The sequence below is a fragment of the Streptomyces sp. NPDC059567 genome (assembly GCF_042735655.1).
GTDB lineage: Bacteria > Actinomycetota > Actinomycetes > Streptomycetales > Streptomycetaceae > Streptomyces.
The window spans coordinates 6,154-21,884 of record NZ_JBHWBS010000052.1; the positions used below are offsets into that span (position 1 = coordinate 6,154).

The 15,731-nt window shown below is 71.8% G+C and carries 18 protein-coding genes and 1 tRNA gene; 4 read left to right on the forward strand and 15 right to left on the reverse strand.

The features are described 5' to 3' along the window. Positions 1-113: 113 nt before the first annotated feature. Positions 114-195 (reverse strand) — tRNA-Tyr (locus tag ACFVZW_RS22520). Between the two features lie 182 nt (positions 196-377). Here ACFVZW_RS22520 and ACFVZW_RS22525 point away from each other — a divergent pair. The 3 genes from ACFVZW_RS22525 to ACFVZW_RS22535 all read left to right on the forward strand — a co-directional run bounded on the left by ACFVZW_RS22525 (position 378) and on the right by ACFVZW_RS22535 (position 2,109). Continuing rightward, positions 378-866, forward strand: a complete 489-nt coding sequence (locus ACFVZW_RS22525) for a YajQ family cyclic di-GMP-binding protein (RefSeq protein WP_147980723.1) — start codon at positions 378-380, stop codon at positions 864-866. An 89-nt stretch (positions 867-955) separates the two neighbouring features. Further along, positions 956-1,456 carry a methylated-DNA--[protein]-cysteine S-methyltransferase gene (locus tag ACFVZW_RS22530; RefSeq protein ID WP_384523914.1) on the forward strand — a complete coding sequence of 167 codons (501 nt, stop codon included), beginning with the start codon at positions 956-958 and terminating at the stop codon, positions 1,454-1,456. Further along, positions 1,456-2,109: an alpha-ketoglutarate-dependent dioxygenase AlkB family protein gene (locus ACFVZW_RS22535; RefSeq protein WP_384524008.1), complete on the forward strand. Its 654-nt coding sequence runs from the start codon at positions 1,456-1,458 to the stop codon at positions 2,107-2,109. Before ACFVZW_RS22530 ends, ACFVZW_RS22535 begins: the two co-directional genes overlap by 1 nt. On the opposite strand, the gene ACFVZW_RS22540 is transcribed toward ACFVZW_RS22535, so the two are convergent. After that, on the reverse strand, positions 2,095-2,364 hold the full coding sequence (locus tag ACFVZW_RS22540; protein WP_384523917.1) for a GlsB/YeaQ/YmgE family stress response membrane protein: 270 nt from the start codon (positions 2,362-2,364) through the stop codon (positions 2,095-2,097). The two genes, ACFVZW_RS22535 and ACFVZW_RS22540, sit on opposite strands and share 15 nt — an antisense overlap. Before the next feature lie 57 nt (positions 2,365-2,421). Here ACFVZW_RS22540 and ACFVZW_RS22545 point away from each other — a divergent pair, with 57 nt between their 5' ends. After that, a complete protein-coding gene (locus ACFVZW_RS22545) occupies positions 2,422-3,654 on the forward strand; it encodes an APC family permease (protein ID WP_384523920.1) in 1,233 nt (410 codons plus the stop codon). Here ACFVZW_RS22545 and ACFVZW_RS22550 read toward each other — a convergent pair. The 13 genes from ACFVZW_RS22550 to ACFVZW_RS22610 form a co-directional block, all read right to left on the reverse strand. Continuing rightward, positions 3,651-4,055, reverse strand: coding sequence for a YccF domain-containing protein (locus ACFVZW_RS22550; protein ID WP_384523923.1), 405 nt, complete (start codon positions 4,053-4,055; stop codon positions 3,651-3,653). The genes ACFVZW_RS22545 and ACFVZW_RS22550 overlap by 4 nt on opposite strands. After that, a complete protein-coding gene (gene htpX / locus ACFVZW_RS22555; protein WP_384523926.1) occupies positions 4,052-4,915 on the reverse strand; it encodes a zinc metalloprotease HtpX in 864 nt (287 codons plus the stop codon). Before htpX ends, ACFVZW_RS22550 begins: the two co-directional genes overlap by 4 nt. Positions 4,916-5,089: 174 nt before the next feature. Further along, positions 5,090-5,542 carry a large conductance mechanosensitive channel protein MscL gene (gene mscL / locus ACFVZW_RS22560; protein WP_384523929.1) on the reverse strand — a complete coding sequence of 151 codons (453 nt, stop codon included), beginning with the start codon at positions 5,540-5,542 and terminating at the stop codon, positions 5,090-5,092. Positions 5,543-5,594: 52 nt separating this feature from the next. Beyond that, entirely contained in the window at positions 5,595-7,094 is a 1,500-nt protein-coding gene (locus tag ACFVZW_RS22565) for an NADH-quinone oxidoreductase subunit N (RefSeq protein WP_384523932.1), read from the reverse strand. After that, positions 7,091-8,644 (reverse strand): NuoM family protein, encoded by a 1,554-nt coding sequence (locus ACFVZW_RS22570; RefSeq protein ID WP_384524011.1) that lies wholly within the window; start codon positions 8,642-8,644, stop codon positions 7,091-7,093. The genes ACFVZW_RS22565 and ACFVZW_RS22570 overlap by 4 nt, the downstream gene beginning before the upstream one ends. A 27-nt stretch (positions 8,645-8,671) precedes the next feature. Next, entirely contained in the window at positions 8,672-10,660 is a 1,989-nt protein-coding gene (locus ACFVZW_RS22575) for an NADH-quinone oxidoreductase subunit L (protein WP_384523935.1), read from the reverse strand. Next, positions 10,657-10,998 (reverse strand): NADH-quinone oxidoreductase subunit NuoK, encoded by a 342-nt coding sequence (gene nuoK / locus ACFVZW_RS22580; RefSeq protein WP_383550444.1) that lies wholly within the window; start codon positions 10,996-10,998, stop codon positions 10,657-10,659. Before nuoK ends, ACFVZW_RS22575 begins: the two co-directional genes overlap by 4 nt. Continuing rightward, positions 10,998-11,564, reverse strand: a complete 567-nt coding sequence (locus ACFVZW_RS22585; protein ID WP_384523938.1) for an NADH-quinone oxidoreductase subunit J — start codon at positions 11,562-11,564, stop codon at positions 10,998-11,000. The genes nuoK and ACFVZW_RS22585 overlap by 1 nt, the downstream gene beginning before the upstream one ends. Continuing rightward, on the reverse strand, positions 11,561-12,127 hold the full coding sequence (locus tag ACFVZW_RS22590) for a NuoI/complex I 23 kDa subunit family protein (protein WP_384523941.1): 567 nt from the start codon (positions 12,125-12,127) through the stop codon (positions 11,561-11,563). Before ACFVZW_RS22590 ends, ACFVZW_RS22585 begins: the two co-directional genes overlap by 4 nt. Next, positions 12,127-13,095 carry an NADH-quinone oxidoreductase subunit H gene (locus tag ACFVZW_RS22595; protein WP_384523944.1) on the reverse strand — a complete coding sequence of 323 codons (969 nt, stop codon included), beginning with the start codon at positions 13,093-13,095 and terminating at the stop codon, positions 12,127-12,129. The genes ACFVZW_RS22590 and ACFVZW_RS22595 overlap by 1 nt, the downstream gene beginning before the upstream one ends. Further along, positions 13,092-14,717 (reverse strand): NADH-quinone oxidoreductase subunit C, encoded by a 1,626-nt coding sequence (locus ACFVZW_RS22600; RefSeq protein WP_384523947.1) that lies wholly within the window; start codon positions 14,715-14,717, stop codon positions 13,092-13,094. The genes ACFVZW_RS22595 and ACFVZW_RS22600 overlap by 4 nt, the downstream gene beginning before the upstream one ends. Continuing rightward, positions 14,714-15,283, reverse strand: a complete 570-nt coding sequence (locus ACFVZW_RS22605) for an NADH-quinone oxidoreductase subunit B (RefSeq protein ID WP_384523950.1) — start codon at positions 15,281-15,283, stop codon at positions 14,714-14,716. The genes ACFVZW_RS22600 and ACFVZW_RS22605 overlap by 4 nt, the downstream gene beginning before the upstream one ends. Beyond that, entirely contained in the window at positions 15,274-15,681 is a 408-nt protein-coding gene (locus ACFVZW_RS22610) for an NADH-quinone oxidoreductase subunit A (protein ID WP_329125452.1), read from the reverse strand. Before ACFVZW_RS22610 ends, ACFVZW_RS22605 begins: the two co-directional genes overlap by 10 nt. Between the last annotated feature and the right edge of the window lie 50 nt (positions 15,682-15,731).

Below are 15,731 nucleotides of genomic sequence, written 5' to 3' on the forward strand. Positions count from 1 at the left end.
TCGCGGGGCTTGCTCGGGGGGGTGTGTGGTCTTCACGTCTCTGGCCCTAACCGCGGCGCGCGCCCCCCCCCCCCCCCCCCCGCCCCCCCCCCCCCCCCCCCTTCTCTATCGCGTGGCGGCGCCAGGATTCGAACCTGGGTAGGCTAAGCCGACGGATTTACAGTCCGCTCCCATTGGCCACTCGGGCACACCGCCATGGGATGTCGCTGCTCGGAGCCGCTTTTCGGCGGTGCTCCGTGGCAACGACGTAAACGATACCTGATCCTCAGGGGTGCTTCGCCACCGGATTGATCAGCGGTTCGGGCGTGATCGGATGGCTAGGCTTGCCTCGTACGCCAACGCAACCGCAACGCATTCGACGCAAGGAGCCACACGTCATGGCCGACTCCAGTTTCGACATCGTCTCCAAGGTCGAGCGGCAGGAGGTCGACAACGCCCTCAACCAGGCCGCGAAGGAGATCTCGCAGCGCTACGACTTCAAGGGCACCGACGCCTCGATCTCCTGGTCGGGCGAGAAGATCCTGATGCAGGCCAACGGCGAGGAGCGCGTGAAGGCGATCCTCGACATCTTCGAGACCAAGCTGATCAAGCGTGGGATCTCGCTGAAGTCGCTGGACGCCGGTGAGCCGCAGCTGTCCGGCAAGGAGTACAAGATCTTCGCCACGATCGAGGAGGGCATCTCCCAGGAGAACGCCAAGAAGGTCGCGAAGGCCATCCGCGACGAGGGCCCCAAGGGCGTCAAGGCGCAGGTCCAGGGTGACGAGCTGCGGGTCAGCTCGAAGAGCCGGGACGACCTGCAGGCCGTGCAGGCGCTGCTCAAGGGCAAGGACTTCGACTTCGCGATCCAGTTCGTGAACTACCGCTAGTCACGAACTGCGTGTCCGAAAGCCGCCAGCCTCCGGGGTGGCGGGCCTCGCACACTGGACGCGGAGTGAGTGCGAGGAGAGGAACCGCCATGACGGTGTACGCGTACGTCGAGGGGCCACTGGGCGAGATGCTGCTCGCCGGGCGGGGCTCCGGCGAGGCCGGCCGGACCGCGCTGGTGTCGCTGTCGCTGCCCGGGCAGAAGGGTGCCGCCGTCGTCGAGGACGGCTGGCGGCACGCGCCTGAGGCGTTCGAGGAGATCGCCGCACAGCTCGGCGAGTACTTCGCCGGCCGCCGGGACCGCTTCGACATCCCGTTCGCGGACAGCGGGACGGAGTTCCAGCGGCGCGTGTGGCGCGCCCTGGAGGAGATCCCCTACGGATCCACCGTCTCGTACGGGGACATCGCCCGGCAGGTGGGTTCCTCCGGGGCCGGGGTGCGGGCCGTCGGTACCGCCATCGGGCGCAACCCGCTGCTGGTGGTCCGGCCCTGTCACCGGGTGATCGGCGCGGACGGGAGTCTGCGCGGGTACGCGGCCGGCCTGGAGCGCAAGGAGCGGCTGCTCGGGCTCGAAGGCGCCCCGGTGGCGTGATGGACGGGCTGTTCGCCCGGGAGCGGGCCGTCGTGGCCCCGGGTGCGGTGCACGTTCCCGGATGGCTCTCCCTCGACCGGCAGCGGGAGTTGGTGGCCGCCTGCCGGGAGTGGGGGCGCGGGCCGGTGCCGTACCGGCACACCGTGCTGCCGGGCGGCGGCGTGATGTCCGTCCGCTCGCTCTGCCTGGGGCGGCGCTGGGTTCCGTACCGCTATCTCGACACGGTCGATGTCGAACTGCCCGGCTGGTTGGGCGAGTTGGGGCGTGAGGCGGTGACGGAGGCGTACGGGGACGGTCAGGGCTTCAGCCCCGACACCGCCCTCGTGAACTTCTACGACGCGGGCGCCGGCGCCAGGATGGGGCTGCACCAGGACAAGGAGGAGCGGTCCGGTGCGCCGGTGGTGTCGCTGAGCCTCGGTGACCGTTGCGTGTTCCGGTTCGGGAACACCGAGACCCGGGGGAAGCCGTACACCGACGTGGAGTTGGCCTCCGGGGATCTCTTCGTCTTCGGCGGGCCGTCGCGCCTCGCGTACCACGGGGTGCCCAAGGTCCTGCCCGGCACGGCCGATCCGGCCCTTGGGCTGACGGGGCGTCTGAACATCACCCTCCGCGAGACCGGGCTGTGGCGCGACGCGGCCTCAGCGCGAGCGTGAGTGGCCGAAGAGGATCCGGTAGGCGATCAGCAGCACCAGCGAGCCGCCGATGGCCGAGAGCCAGGTGGCCGTGTCGTAGAAGCCGGTGGCGATCGGGCGGTCCAGGAACGTGGACGAGATCCAGCCGCCGATGAAGGCGCCGGCTATGCCGATGAGGGTCGTGCCGATGAGCCCGCCCGGGTCGCGGCCCGGGAGCAGGATCTTGGCGACGACGCCCGCGAGCAGGCCCAGGACGATCCAGCTGATGACGTTCATGGTGAGGAAGACGCGGGGGCCGCGGGCGCGGTTGCGGCGGGCCGTAGTGTGCCGTGCATGACACAGGAACTGCGCCGCTCGCTCGGTGTCCTCGACGCCGTCGTGATCGGGCTGGGCTCGATGGTGGGCGCCGGGATCTTCGTGGCGCTCGGCCCGGCGGCCGAGGCGGCCGGTTCGGGGCTGCTGCCGGCGCTCGGGCTGGCCGCGCTCGTCGCGTACTGCAACGCGATGTCCTCGGCCCGGCTGGCCGCCCTGTACCCGGCCTCGGGCGGGACCTATGTGTACGGTCGCGAACGCCTCGGCTCGTTCTTCGGGTACCTGGCCGGCTGGGCGTTCGTCGTCGGCAAGACGGCCTCGTGCGCGGCGATGGCGCTGACGGTCGGGGCGTACGTCTGGCCGGAGCAGGCCCATGCGGTGGCGGTCGCTTCCGTGGTGGCGCTGACGGCCGTGAACTACGGCGGGGTGCGGAAGTCGGCCCTGCTGACGCGGGTGATCGTGGCGCTGGTCCTCGCGGTCCTGGCGGCGGTGGTGGCGGCGTCCTTCGCCTCCGGCTCCGGGGACTTCGGGCGGCTCGCCCTCGGCGAGGACGTGACGGCCGGCGGGGTGCTCCAGGCGGCTGGGCTGCTGTTCTTCGCATTCGCGGGGTACGCACGGATCGCCACGCTCGGCGAGGAGGTGCGCGATCCGGCCCGGACGATCCCCCGGGCGGTGCCCCTGGCGCTCGGAATCACGCTCGCCGTCTACGCGGCGGTGGCGGTCTGCGTCCTGGCCGTCCTCGGGCCGCAGGCGCTGGCCGCGTCCCCCGCCCCGCTCGTGGACGCGGCCCGGGCGGCCGACGCCGGATGGCTGGTTCCCGTCGTCATGGTGGGCGCGGCGGTCGCCGCGCTGGGCTCACTGCTCTCGCTGATCCTCGGGGTGTCCCGTACGACCCTGGCGATGGCCCGGGACGGTCATCTGCCGGCCGGGCTCGCCGCCGTGCACCCCCGCTTCCAGGTGCCGCACCGGGCGGAGCTCGCGGTGGGCGCGGTGGTGGCCGTGGTGGCGGCGACGGCGGACGTACGGGGCGCGATCGGCTTCTCGTCCTTCGGCGTGCTCGTCTACTACGGGATCGCCAACGCCTGCGCGTGGACGCTGGGCCGCTCCCACCGTCCGCTCGCCGCGCTGGGCCTGGTGGGGTGCGGGGCGCTCGCGTTCGCCCTGCCGCCGGCCTCCGTGCTCGCCGGGCTCGGGGTCCTCGCGGTGGGCACCGTGGCGTACGCGGTCAGCCGGGGACGACGCGAACATCCCTAGTGGGTGGAGTACGTGTACGGGTACGGCTGGTCCGTACGGACGATCTCCTTGCCCAGCGGCAGCAGCGACACCGGGATCAGCTTGAAGTTCGCGATGCCGAGCGGGATGCCGATGATCGTGATGCACAGGACGATGCCGGTGGCGATGTGGCCGAGCGCGAGCCACCAGCCCGCGAGGATCAGCCACAGCACGTTGCCGACGCAGGACGGCGCGCCCGCGTCACGCCGGTCCACGACCGTGTAGCCGAAGGGCCAGAGGGCGTAGATGCCGATGCGGAAGGCGGCGAGACCGAAGGGGATGCCGATGATCGTGATGCAGAGCAGGATGCCGGCCAGCATGTAGCCGAGGAACATCCAGAAGCCGCACAGGATCAGCCAAATGACGTTCAGGATTGTCTTCATGGGCGACGACCTGCCATCTGCTCGAGTCGGGCGATGCGCTCCGCCATCGGCGGGTGCGTCGAGAACATCTTCGATAGACCCCTGCCCGCTCCGAACGGGTTGGCAATCATCATGTGGCTCGCGGTCTCGATCTTGGGCTCGGGCGGCAGCGGCAGCTGCTTCGTCCCCGCTTCGAGCTTGCGCAGGGCGCTCGCGAGGGCCAGCGGGTCGCCGGTGAGCTGGGCACCGGAGGCGTCCGCCTCGTACTCCCGCGAGCGGCTGATGGAGAGCTGGATGACCGAGGCGGCGACCGGGCCGAGGATCATGATCAGCAACATGCCGAGGAGGCCGGGGCCGTCGTCGTCGCTGGAGCGGCCGATCGGGATCAGCCAGGCGAAGTTGACCAGGAACATGATCACGGACGCGAGCGCTCCGGCGACGGAGGAGATCAGGATGTCCCGGTTGTAGACGTGGCTCAGCTCGTGGCCGATCACACCGCGCAGCTCGCGCTCGTCGAGGATCCGCAGGATGCCCTCGGTGCAGCACACGGCCGCGTTGCGGGGGTTGCGGCCGGTGGCGAAGGCGTTCGGCGCCTGGGTCGGCGAGATGTAGAGCCGGGGCATCGGCTGGCGGGCCTGGGTGGAGAGCTCGCGCACCATCCGGTAGAGCCCGGGCGCCTCGAACTCGCTCACCGGCCGGGCCCGCATGGCCCGCAGGGCCAGCTTGTCGCTGTTCCAGTAGGCGTACGCGTTGGTGCCGAGCGCCACGACGAGCGCGACGATCAGCCCCGTACGCCCGAAGAAGCTGCCGATGAGGATGATGAGGGCCGAGAGCCCTCCGAGGAGGACGGCGGTCCTCAGCCCGTTGTGCCGGCGGTGCACGGTACGCCCTCCAAGTGGTGCGGCAGGGGAACCCTTTGCTGTGTGGTGGTCCTCCCCCAGACTTCGTCCGGGTTGGACCCCCATGTCCAGTGGACCCTCCCGTACTGGTCAACGCCAGGCGGGATGCGCGGGTTCCCCTGCCCCCACCGGGGGCTCCGTGGGCCGTACGGGTGATCAGCGCGGGGCCGGCAGGCCCGCCTTCTCCAGTGCGGCGGCGACGGGCTCGACCTCGCTGGTGCAGTGCGCGCAGCGGGTGGCGACGGCCGGGATCTCGGTGAAGCAGCGGGGGCAGTCGCGCTTCTCCGACTTGGCGTCGGCCTCTTCCTTGGCGAACCTCTCCTGGACCTTCGCCATGGGGACGACGATCATGAAGTAGAGCACCGCGGCGGTGATCACGAAGGCTATGGCGGCGGCGATCGCCAGACCGTATGGGAAGATCGTCTCGCCGACAGTGAACCGGGCCTCGCTGAAATCGCCGACGGAGCCGGTGGCGAGACCGATGAGCGGGGTGATGAACGCCTTGCTGAAGCCGGTCACGACGGTGGTGAAGGCCGATCCGACGGCCAGACCGATGGCCATCGAGACGACGTTCCCGCGAAGTATGAAGTCCTTGAAACCGTTCAGCACGGGTGAAGCTCCTTGATGCTTTTCTCTGTGGGGGGTGTGGGGGTGTGCGGGCTCAGAAGAGCGTGGTGGCCGCGAAGCGCAGCGCGAACTGCGGGTAGCCCGACAGCACGACGCCCACGACGGCGGTGACCGCGATCGCCAGGGTGATCGGGGCGGGCATGCGCGCGTGGGCCTGCTCCACCGTCGGCGCACGGAACAGCAGTGCCGTCCACCGCAGGTAGTAGTAGAGGCCGATCACGACGTTGACGCCCATGATCACGGCCAGCCAGCCGAGGCCCGCGTCGACCGCCGCCGAGAAGACGGTGACCTTGGCGAAGAGGCCGATGATACCGGGCGGCAGTCCGGCCAGATTGAGCAGGAAGAAGCCCAGGGTGAGGGCGATCACAGGACGGTCGGCGTAGAGGCCGCGGTAGTCGGAGATCCGGTTCTCGGGGTGCGTACGGGCGACCAGCACGACCACCGCGAAGGCGCCGAGGTTCACGACGGCGTACATGAGGGCGTACGCGACGGTGGCGCCGATCTGGTCGTCGCTGGAGTACGCGGCGGCGGCGATCGGCACCAGGAGGTAGCCGGCCTGGGCGACGGAGGACCAGGCGAGCAGCCGGACCGCGCTCCACGCGCGCGTGGAGACCTGCCGTAGGGCGGCCACGTTGCCGACGGTCATGGTGAGCGCGGCGAGGACCGCGAGCGCGGGGCCCCAGACGTCCGCGTACGAGGGGAACGCGACGACCGTGACGAGGATGAGGCCGGTGAAGCCGACGGCCTTGCCGACCACGGAGAGATAGCCGGCGACGGGCAGGGGGGCGCCGACGTAGGTGTCGGGGACCCAGAAGTGGAAGGGGACGGCGGCCGTCTTGAAGGCGAAGCCGACCAGGGTGAGGGCGACGCCCGCCTGCGCGAGGGTCTCCAGCTGACCGGGCACGTCGTCGAGGCGCTGGGCGATCTCGGTGAGGTACAGGGTGCCGGTCGCGCCGTACACGAAGCTGACGCCGAGCAGGGTCACGGCGGTCGCGGTGACGGAGGAGAGGAAGAACTTCAGCGCGGCCTCGCTGGACTGCCGGTCGCCCCGGCGCAGACCGACCAGCGCGAAGGCGGGCAGGGAGGCCACTTCGAGGGCGACGACGAGGGTCGCGAGGTCCCGGGAGGCGGGCAGCAGCGCCGCGCCGGCGGCCGACGACAGCAGCAGGAACCAGTACTCGCCGGCGGGGAGCTTCTCGCGGGTGTCCGAGAGCGACAGCAGGGCCGTGAGCAGCGCCCCGCCGAGCACCAGGAACTGGATGACGAGGGTGAAGCGGTCGGCGGTGTAGCTGCAGGCGGCGGTCGCGGCCGGATCGGTGGTGAGGCAGAAGGTCGAGCGGTCGCCGGCGCGCAGCGGGATCAGCAGGGCGATCGAGGCGACGAGCCCGGCGATCGCGGTCCAGCCGAGGAGCTGCTTGTGCCGCGCGGGGACGAAGAGGTCGGCGACGAGCACGGCAAGGGCGACCACGGCGGTGAGCGTGGGTGGCGCGATCGCGAGCCAGTCGACGGACTGGACGAGGTTCGTGGTCGTCACGAGTTCCCTCCCGCGAGGAGCTTCTGGACGGCCGGATCGGTGAGGCCGAGGAGGACCGCGGGCCACAGGCCGGCGAGGACGGTGAGGGCGACGAGCGGGGTCCAGGCGGCGAACTCGTACCCCTGGACGTCGGCGATCACCGTCTCCCCGCTGGGGCGGGGGCCGCCCATGCAGACGCGGCGGACGACGACGAGCAGGTACGCGGCGGTGAGCAGGGTGCCGAAGGCGCCGATCGCCATGAAGGTGAGGAAGGCGGGGCGGCTGAGGCCCGCGGCCGGTTCGAAGGCGCCGAACAGGGCCAGCATCTCGCCCCAGAAGCCGGCGAGGCCGGGCAGTCCGAGGGAGGCGACGGCGGAGAAGGCGAGCAGTCCGCCCAGCCGGGGGGCGCGGCCGTAGAGCGCGGCGCCGGTGGCGCCCGCGAGGGTGTCGAGGTCGGCGGTGCCGTACCGGTCCTTGAGCGCGCCGACCAGGAAGAAGAGCAGGCCGGTGATGAGGCCGTGGGCGATGTTGGCGAAGAGCGCGCCGTTGACTCCCGTGGGGGTCATGGTGGCGATGCCGAGGAGCACGAAGCCCATGTGGCCGACGGACGAGTACGCGATCAGGCGCTTGAGGTCGCCCTTGTTGCCGGGCTTCGCGAGGGCGAGGCAGGCGAGCGATCCGTAGATGATGCCGGCGACGGCGAAGGCCGCGAGATAGGGGGCGAAGACCCTCATGCCGTCCGGGGCGATCGGGAGAACGATCCGGACGAAACCGTACGTACCCATCTTCAGCAGGACGCCCGCGAGGAGGACCGAGCCGACGGTGGGGGCGGCCGTGTGGGCGTCCGGGAGCCAGCTGTGCAGCGGCCACATCGGGGTCTTCACCGCGAGCCCGATCCCGATCGCGAGAACGGCGATGACCTGCACGGATGTGGTCAGTCCACGGCCGTTGTCAGAGGCCAGTGCCACCATGTCGAACGTGCCCGCCTTCACGCCGATGAGGAGCAGGCCGAGCAGCATGACGACCGAACCGAGCAGCGTGAAGAGGATGAACTTCCAGGCGGCCGCCTGCCTGCCCTCGCCGCCCCAGCGGGCGATGAGGAAGTACATCGGGATGAGGACCATCTCGAAGGCCAGGAAGAACAGGATCAGGTCGAGGACGGCGAAGGTGGCGAGCGTGCCGGACTCGAGGACGAGGAGCAGTGCCACGAAGCCCTTGGGGGAAGGGCCGCTGGGCATCTTGAAGTAGCTGTAGAGCGCGCAGAGGAAGGTCAGCAGCGCGGTCATGACCAGGAGGGGGAGGGAAATGCCGTCGACGCCGAGGTGGAGCCGCACGTCGAGTGCGGGGATCCACGTGATGTCCGTGCTCGCCTGGATCCTCGACGGCTGGTCGTGGTCGAAGCCGAGGGCGAGGACGATCGCGGCGATCAGGACGACGCCCGTGACGGTCACGCCGTGGCGGAGCACGGCCTGGTCGGGCGACTTCCCCTTCAGCCCGGGCGGGGCTGGGAGAAGAGCGGCGGCGGCTCCGACGAGCGGGCCGGCGACGATCAACGCAAGAAGGAACTGCATCACGGATTCGCTGATATCGATCACGTCTCACGCTCCGGCGGCGACGAGTACGGCGGCGATCGCCAGGACGACGGAGCCGGCGAGCAGGGCGCTCAGATAGGTCTGCACGTTGCCGGTCTGGGCGCGGCGGACGAGCCATCCGAGCCACTTGGTGCCGGTGCCCGCGCCGCTCACGTAGGTGTCGACGACCTCGCGGTCCAGGAAGCGGACCAGGGAGGCCGCGGCCAGGACGGGGCGGACGAACACCGCGGTGTAGAGGGCGTCCAGGTGGAAGCCGGTGACCGCGTGGCGGTGCAGCGGGCCGAGGAGGACACGGCCGGGGTCGGTCGGGTCCTCGGCCGGGTGCGGCAGGTGCAGGGCCTCGGCCTCGACCTGGCCCGCCTCGGCGTCGGGGTGGGCGACGTGCGCCGCGACCGGCTCGCCTGCGGGGCCCTTTCCGGCGGGCACCTTGGTGGCGAGGGTGCGCCAGACCGCGTAGGTGACGACGGCGCCGACGAGCGCGATGCCCGTGCCGAGGACCGCGGTGGTGACGGTCGGCGTGAGGGCGTTGCCGTCGAACCAGTCGTCGAGGTACGTGACGCTCAGACCGAAGCCGAGGGAGGGGATCGCGAGCACCCACAGGACGGTGGTCATGGCGAGCGGCTGGCGACCGTGGTCGGGGGCCTCGGCGCCCCGGCCCCGGAAGGCGAGCAGCCAGAGGCGGCTCGCGTACGCGGCGGTGAGGAGGGCGGTGACCAGGCCCGCGACGAGGACGGTCCAGCCGGCCCCGGCGGGGGCGACGGTGCGGTCCCCCAGCGCGGTGTGCTCGGCGGCCACCAGGACGGCTTCCTTGGAGAAGAAGCCGGCGAACGGCGGCAGGGCGGCGAGCGCGAGGAGGGCGACGGTCATCGTCCAGTACGCGTCGGGGACCCGCTTGGTCAGGCCGCTCATCCGGGACATGGCCGAGAGCGAGTTCGTACCGGCGGCGTGGATGATCGCGCCGGCGGCGAGGAAGAGGAGGGCCTTGAAGGCGCCGTGGGAGATGAGGTGGAAGACGGCGGCCCCGCGGTCGCCGACGGCCAGGGCGCCCGCCATGTAGCCGAGCTGGCCGATGGTGGAGTAGGCGAGGACCCGCTTGATGTCGTCCTGGGCGAGCGCGGCGAGCGCCGAGCCGACCATCGTGACGGCGGCCATCACGGCGAGCACGGTCAGCGCGGCCGCGGACGAGGTGAAGACGGGCAGCAGACGGGCCACGAAGTAGATACCGGCGGCGACCATCGTCGCCGCGTGGATGAGCGCGGAGACGGGGGTGGGGCCGGCCATGGCGTCGGGGAGCCAGGTGTGCAGCGGGAACTGCGCGGACTTGCCCGCCACGCCCGCGAGGAGCAGCAGCGCGATGAGGGTGGGGTGCTCCAGGGCGCCGCGCTCGACGGCTTCGAGGATCCCGTCGATCCGGAACGTCTGCGCGTCCGTGGCCAGCGCGAAGAGGCCGATCAGGAAGGGGACGTCGCCGAGCTTGGTGACCAGGAAGGCCTTGAGGGAGGCGGCCCGCGCCTCGGGGGTCTCCCAGTAGTGGCCGACGAGGAAGTACGAGCAGATGCCCATGATCTCCCAGCCGACCAGGAGCACCATCAGGTCGCCGGAGTAGACGACGAGCAGCATCGCGGCGGAGAAGAGGGAGACGAGCGCGGCGTACGAGGGGTAGCGCGGGTCGTCCCGGAGATACCCGGTCGAGTAGATCTGCACACAGGTGGCGACGACGCCGACCAGCACGGCGGCGAGGGCGGCGAAGCCGTCGATGTACAGCGCCAGGTCGATCGGGACCGAGCCGGTCGGGGTGAGCTGGGTGGAGGCCTCGATCGTCTCCCCCCCGCCCTGCCGGACGGCGACGAGCACGGCCAGGACGGCCGCGGCGAGCGACGGCAGGACGGCGAGGGGGCGGACGAAGCCGGGGGCCGTGCGGCCGAGGAGCAGGCCGGCGACGGAGCCGAGGAAAGGAAGGAGCGGGACGAGCCAGGCGAGGGTCGTGGTGGTCACGCGGTGGCCTCGGCCTTCTCGTCGTCGGAGGGCGCCTCCGCCGTGTCGCGCAGCCGGTCGACGTCCGAGCTGCCGCGGTTGCGGTAGACCATCAGGACGATCGCGAGACCGATGCCGATCTCGGCGGCGGCGATGGCGATGGTGAAGAGGGTGAGCGCCTGGCCGGCGTGGAGGGCGTCGCGGAGCCAGACGTCGAACGCGACCAGGTTGAGGTTGACGGCGTTGAGCATCAGCTCGACGGACATCAGGACCAGGATCGCGTTGCGGCGGGCGAGGACGCCGTAGAGGCCGACGCAGAAGAGCAGGGCGGCGAGGACGGCGGGGTAGGCGAGATGCATCAGTCCCGGGCCTCCTTGGCGTTCTTGCGGGACAGGACGATCGCGCCGACCAGCGCGGCGAGGAGGAGGACGGAGAGGGCCTCGAAGGGCAGCACCCAGTGCCGGAAGAGGATCTCGCCGGACACCTTGGTGGAGCCCTGGGCCGGTCCGTCCAGGTCGATCCAGGTCGTACGGAACGCGTCGACGACCACCCAGACGAGCGCAGCGGCCGCGGCGAGCGCGACCGCGAGGGCGACGGGGCGGTTGCCCGAGTCGGCGTCCGGGGATCGGCCGATGGGGGCCTTGGTCAGCATGAGGCCGAAGAGGAGGAGGACGACGACGGAGCCGACGTAGATCAGCACCTGGACCCAGGCGATGAACTCGGCGGTGAGGAGGAGGTACTCCACGGCGAGCCCGCCGAGCGTCACGACCAGCCAGAGCGCGGCGTGGACGAGCTGGCGGGTGGTGACGGTGACGACGGCCGCGCCGAGGGTGGCGAGGCCGACGAGGAGGAAGGCGATCTCGACGCCGGAGGGCGAGAGGAAGCCGGGGGTGGCGGCGGCGAGACCGGTGGCGGCGAGCGTCACTGCTGGTCCCCCTCGGCCTCGGCGGCCTCGGCGGCCGCTGCCGCGGCGGCGGCCTTCTCCACGGCCTTGCGAGCCGCGGCGATCTCCTTGGGCTCCTCGGCGCGCGGGTCGAGCGCGGGCGGTTCCGGAACAGTCCACATCCACTCGCGGAGCTTGTCGCGCTCATGGGTGAGTTCGTGGATGTCGGTCTCCGCGTACTCGAACTCGGGCGACCAGAACAGCGCGTCGAAGGGGCAGACCTCGATGCAGATACCGCAGTACATGCAGAGGGCGAAGTCGATGGCGAAGCGGTCGAGGACGTTGCGGCTGCGCTCGCGGCCGCCGGGGGTGGCGGCGGGCACCGTCTCCTTGTGGGAGTCGATGTAGATGCACCAGTCGGGGCACTCGCGGGCGCAGAGCATGCAGACGGTGCAGTTCTCCTCGAAGAGCCCGATGACGCCGCGGGTGCGGGGCGGGAGTTCGGGCTGCTTGTCGGGGTACTGCGCGGTGACGGTCTTCTTCGTCATCGTGCGGAGGGTGACGGCGAGGCCCTTGGCCAGGCCGGAACCGGGGATCGGGGACATCAGTTGATCGCCACCTTCACGATGCCGGTGAGCGCGATCTGCGCGAGGGCGAGCGGGATGAGGGTCGTCCAGGCGAGCTTCTGGAGCTGGTCCTCGCGCAGGCGCGGGTAGCTCACGCGGAGCCAGATGACGACGAAGGCGAGGACCGCGGTCTTGAGGAGGGTCCAGACCCATCCGAGGCCGTCGGCGCCGAAGGGGCCGTGCCAGCCGCCGAGGAAGAGGACGGTGGTCAGGCCGCAGAGGACGACGATGCCGGCGTACTCGGCGAGCAGGAAGAGCGCGAAGCGGAGGCCGGTGTACTCGGTGTACGCGCCGAAGATGATCTCGGAGTCGGCGACGGGCATGTCGAACGGCGGGCGCTGGAGTTCGGCGAGGCCGGCGACGAAGAAGACGAGCGCGCCGACGATCTGCCAGGGCAGCCACCACCACTCGAAGGCGTTGAGGATGCCGGGGAGGGAGACGGTGCCGGCGGCCATCGCGACGGAGGCGGCGGTGAGCAGCATCGGGAGCTCGTAGGCGAGCAGCTGGGCGGCGGTGCGGAGGCCGCCGAGCAGGGAGAACTTGTTGGCGGAGGCCCAGCCGGCCATGAGGCTGCCGAGGACGCCGACGCCCATGACGGCGAGCACGAAGAAGATGCCGGCGTCGACGACCTGGCCGACGGCTCCTTCGCTGGGGCCGATGGGGATGGCGACGAGGACGAGGAGGTACGGGAGGAGGGCGACGGCTGGCGCGAGCTGGAAGATCCGGCGGTCGGCGTTGGCCGGGACGACGTCCTCCTTCTGCGCGAACTTGACCCCGTCGGCGACGAGCTGCGCCCACCCGTGGAATCCACCGGCGTACATGGGCCCGAGGCGGCCCTGCATATGGGCCATGACCTTGTGCTCGGTCTGCCCGATGACGAGGGGCAGCACGAGGAACACGGCGAAGACGACGAGCAGCCGGAGGGCGACGTCGAGAGCGTCGTTCACGCGGGTTCGCCTCCGGCGGGGGTGGTGGGGTCGGTGGGGTTGGTGAGGTCGGTGCGGTCCGTCGCGTCTGTGGCGCCGGGTGCTCCGGTCGGGCCGGTGGCGCCGGGTGCTCCGATCGGGCCGGACGGGCCGGTGGCGCCGGACGCCCCGGCGTCACCGCCGCCGCGGCGCGGCTCCGCCTCGGGGGCGGGGGCCGGCTCGGGCGTGGGCTCGGCCTCGGGGGCCGGCTCCGGGGCGGGCTCGGCCTTCGGGGCGGGCGCCGGTGCCGGGGACGGTGCCGTTTCGGGGGTCGGCTCGGTCTCGGGGCCGGGTGTCGCCTCGGGCGCCTGTGCCCGGTCCGGGGCGGGGGTCGCCTCGGGCGTGGGCTCGGCCTCGGGGGCGGGGGCCGGCTCCGGGGCGGGCTCGGCCTTCGGGGCGGGTGCCGGTTCCGGGGACGGTGCCGCCTCAGAAGTCGGCGTCGGCGCCGTTTCGGGGGTCGGTGGCGGCGTGCCGGGCTCGTCGTCGAACGCTGGGCGGGCGTGGTGCCACGGGGCGTCCGAGCTCTGGGTGCGGGGCGACTTCTGGGCCGGGGTCTCGGGTTCGGAGGGCGCGCCCTCCGCGCGCTGGCTCGCCGAGCCCGCGCTCGCGGAGCGACTCCGGCGCGGGCCGGCGGCGGGCGCGGCCGTGCCGGGCTCTGCCTCCAGCGCCTGGCTCGCCGAGCTGCCGGGCTCCGCGGGACCCGGCGCCTGCGGCGCCGGCTCGCTCGGCGTGACCGGTTCGGCAGCCTGGCTCGCGGAGCCGTCCGCCGTCGTGCGGCTGCGGCGCGGCGGGCGACCCGGCGCCGTGCTCTGCTCCACCGGTTCGGCCGCCTGGCTCGCCGAGCCGTCCGCCGTCGTGCGGCTGCGGCGCGGCGGGCGGGTGGGGGCTTCGGGGGTGCCCGGCTCGGCGGCCTGGGTGGTGGGCTCCGGGGGCTGGGTGGCCGAGCCGTCCGCCGCCGTGCGCGTGCGGCGGGCCGGGCGGTCGCCGGCTGCCGCGCGGGCGGGGCGGGCCGGGGCAGGGGGGAGCTGGCCCTTCATGGGGCCCCAGTCGTTGGGGTCCGGGACGCCCGGCGGGAGCATCTGGCGGCGCTTCGGGCCACCGTGCTCCGACTCGCCCGGCTCCTTCGCGCCCGGCCACGCCTTCACGACCCGCGCCGCCAGGACGAAGTCCTTCCGCAGCGGGTGGCCCTCGAAGTTCTCCGGCAGGAGCAACGGGACGAGGTTCGGGTGGCCCGTGAACTCGACGCCGAACATCTCGTGCGTCTCGCGTTCGTGCCACGCCGCGCCGGCGTAGATGTCCACGGCCGTGGGAAGCGTCGCCGCCGCGTGCGGGACCGTCGTGCGGACCAGCAGGCGGCGCACCGCGCCGCCCTCCAGCGCCACCACGTGCGCGCAGACCCGGAAGCCCACGCCCGGCTCGTCGACCGCGCTCAGCCAGTCGAAGTACGTGCAGCCCAGCTTGTCCCGCGCGATCTCCAGCGACGCGATCCACGAGCCGACGGGAACGTCCACCGTCAGCAGGTCGTACGCCCGCTCCGCCGTCGCCTCCTCGCCGAAGATCTCGGTCACGGCCTCCGGGAGGGTGTCGTACCCGTTCGCGTTCACTTGTCGTCACCGCCCGGCTTCGGCGGGGTGACGAGCCCGCTGGTCAGCTGGTCCACCGAAGGACCCGAGTAGCGCGCCGCCAGGGACTCCCGCGCGATCTTCTCCTGGAGCTTCAGGATTCCCTGGAGCAGCGCCTCCGGACGCGGCGGGCAGCCCGGCACGTACACGTCCACCGGGATGATCTGGTCGACGCCCTTCGTCACCGAGTACGAGTCCCAGTAGGGCCCGCCGCAGTTCGAGCAGGCGCCGAAGGAGATGACGTACTTGGGCTCGGGCATCTGCTCGTACAGCCGCTTCACCGCCGGTGCCATCTTGTCCGTCACCGTGCCGGAGACGATCATCAGGTCGGCCTGGCGCGGTCCCGGCGCGAAGGGGATCACGCCGAGCCGGATGAAGTCGTGGCGGGCCATCGACGCGGCGATGAACTCGATCGCGCAGCAGGCGAGGCCGAAGTTGAAGACCCAGAGGCTGTAGCGGCGGCCCCAGTTCAGGACCACCTTCATCGGCTCTGGCGCCAGCCGGGCCAGCGGGCCCAGCTTCGGGGTGGGGAGTGGGGTCACGTCCATGTCAGGACGCCCTTCTTGTACGCGTAGAGCAGTCCCACGGCCAGGAAGCCGAGGAAGATGAACATCTCGACCAGCGTCGTCGCGCCGTAGCCGGGCGCGGCGAACACGGTCGCCCACGGGAAGAGGAAGATGGAGTCGACGGCGAAGATCACGTAGAGGAAGGCGTACACGTAGTAGCGGACCTGGGTGTGCGCCCAGCCCTCCCCCACCGGGTCGACACCGCACTCGTACGTCAGCAGCTTCTCCGGCGTCGGCACGACGGGGCGCAGCAGTCTGCCCGCGCCGAACGCGACGGCGACGAAGAGCACGCCGACGACGGCGAGCAGTCCGACGACGGAGTACGACTGGAAGTAGTCCGCCGCGAGTCCGAGTCCCGCCCGTACGGTCGGATCCGGCACGTCCACCCCTCGCTCCCTGCCCGTTTCGACGATCTGTACGCACGGGAGTC

Bases quoted from the DNA above. Each gene is read 5' to 3' on its own strand.
- ACFVZW_RS22525 (WP_147980723.1), top strand. From the start codon at position 378: ATGGCCGACTCCAGTTTCGACATCGTCTCCAAGGTCGAGCGGCAGGAG.
- ACFVZW_RS22530 (WP_384523914.1), top strand. From the start codon at position 956: ATGACGGTGTACGCGTACGTCGAGGGGCCACTGGGCGAGATGCTGCTC.
- ACFVZW_RS22535 (WP_384524008.1), top strand. From the start codon at position 1,456: ATGGACGGGCTGTTCGCCCGGGAGCGGGCCGTCGTGGCCCCGGGTGCG.
- ACFVZW_RS22540 (WP_384523917.1), bottom strand. From the start codon at position 2,364: ATGAACGTCATCAGCTGGATCGTCCTGGGCCTGCTCGCGGGCGTCGTC.
- ACFVZW_RS22545 (WP_384523920.1), top strand. From the start codon at position 2,422: ATGACACAGGAACTGCGCCGCTCGCTCGGTGTCCTCGACGCCGTCGTG.
- ACFVZW_RS22550 (WP_384523923.1), bottom strand. From the start codon at position 4,055: ATGAAGACAATCCTGAACGTCATTTGGCTGATCCTGTGCGGCTTCTGG.
- ACFVZW_RS22570 (WP_384524011.1), bottom strand. From the start codon at position 8,644: ATGCAGTTCCTTCTTGCGTTGATCGTCGCCGGCCCGCTCGTCGGAGCC.
- nuoK (WP_383550444.1), bottom strand. From the start codon at position 10,998: ATGCATCTCGCCTACCCCGCCGTCCTCGCCGCCCTGCTCTTCTGCGTC.
- ACFVZW_RS22590 (WP_384523941.1), bottom strand. From the start codon at position 12,127: ATGTCCCCGATCCCCGGTTCCGGCCTGGCCAAGGGCCTCGCCGTCACC.
- ACFVZW_RS22605 (WP_384523950.1), bottom strand. From the start codon at position 15,283: ATGGACGTGACCCCACTCCCCACCCCGAAGCTGGGCCCGCTGGCCCGG.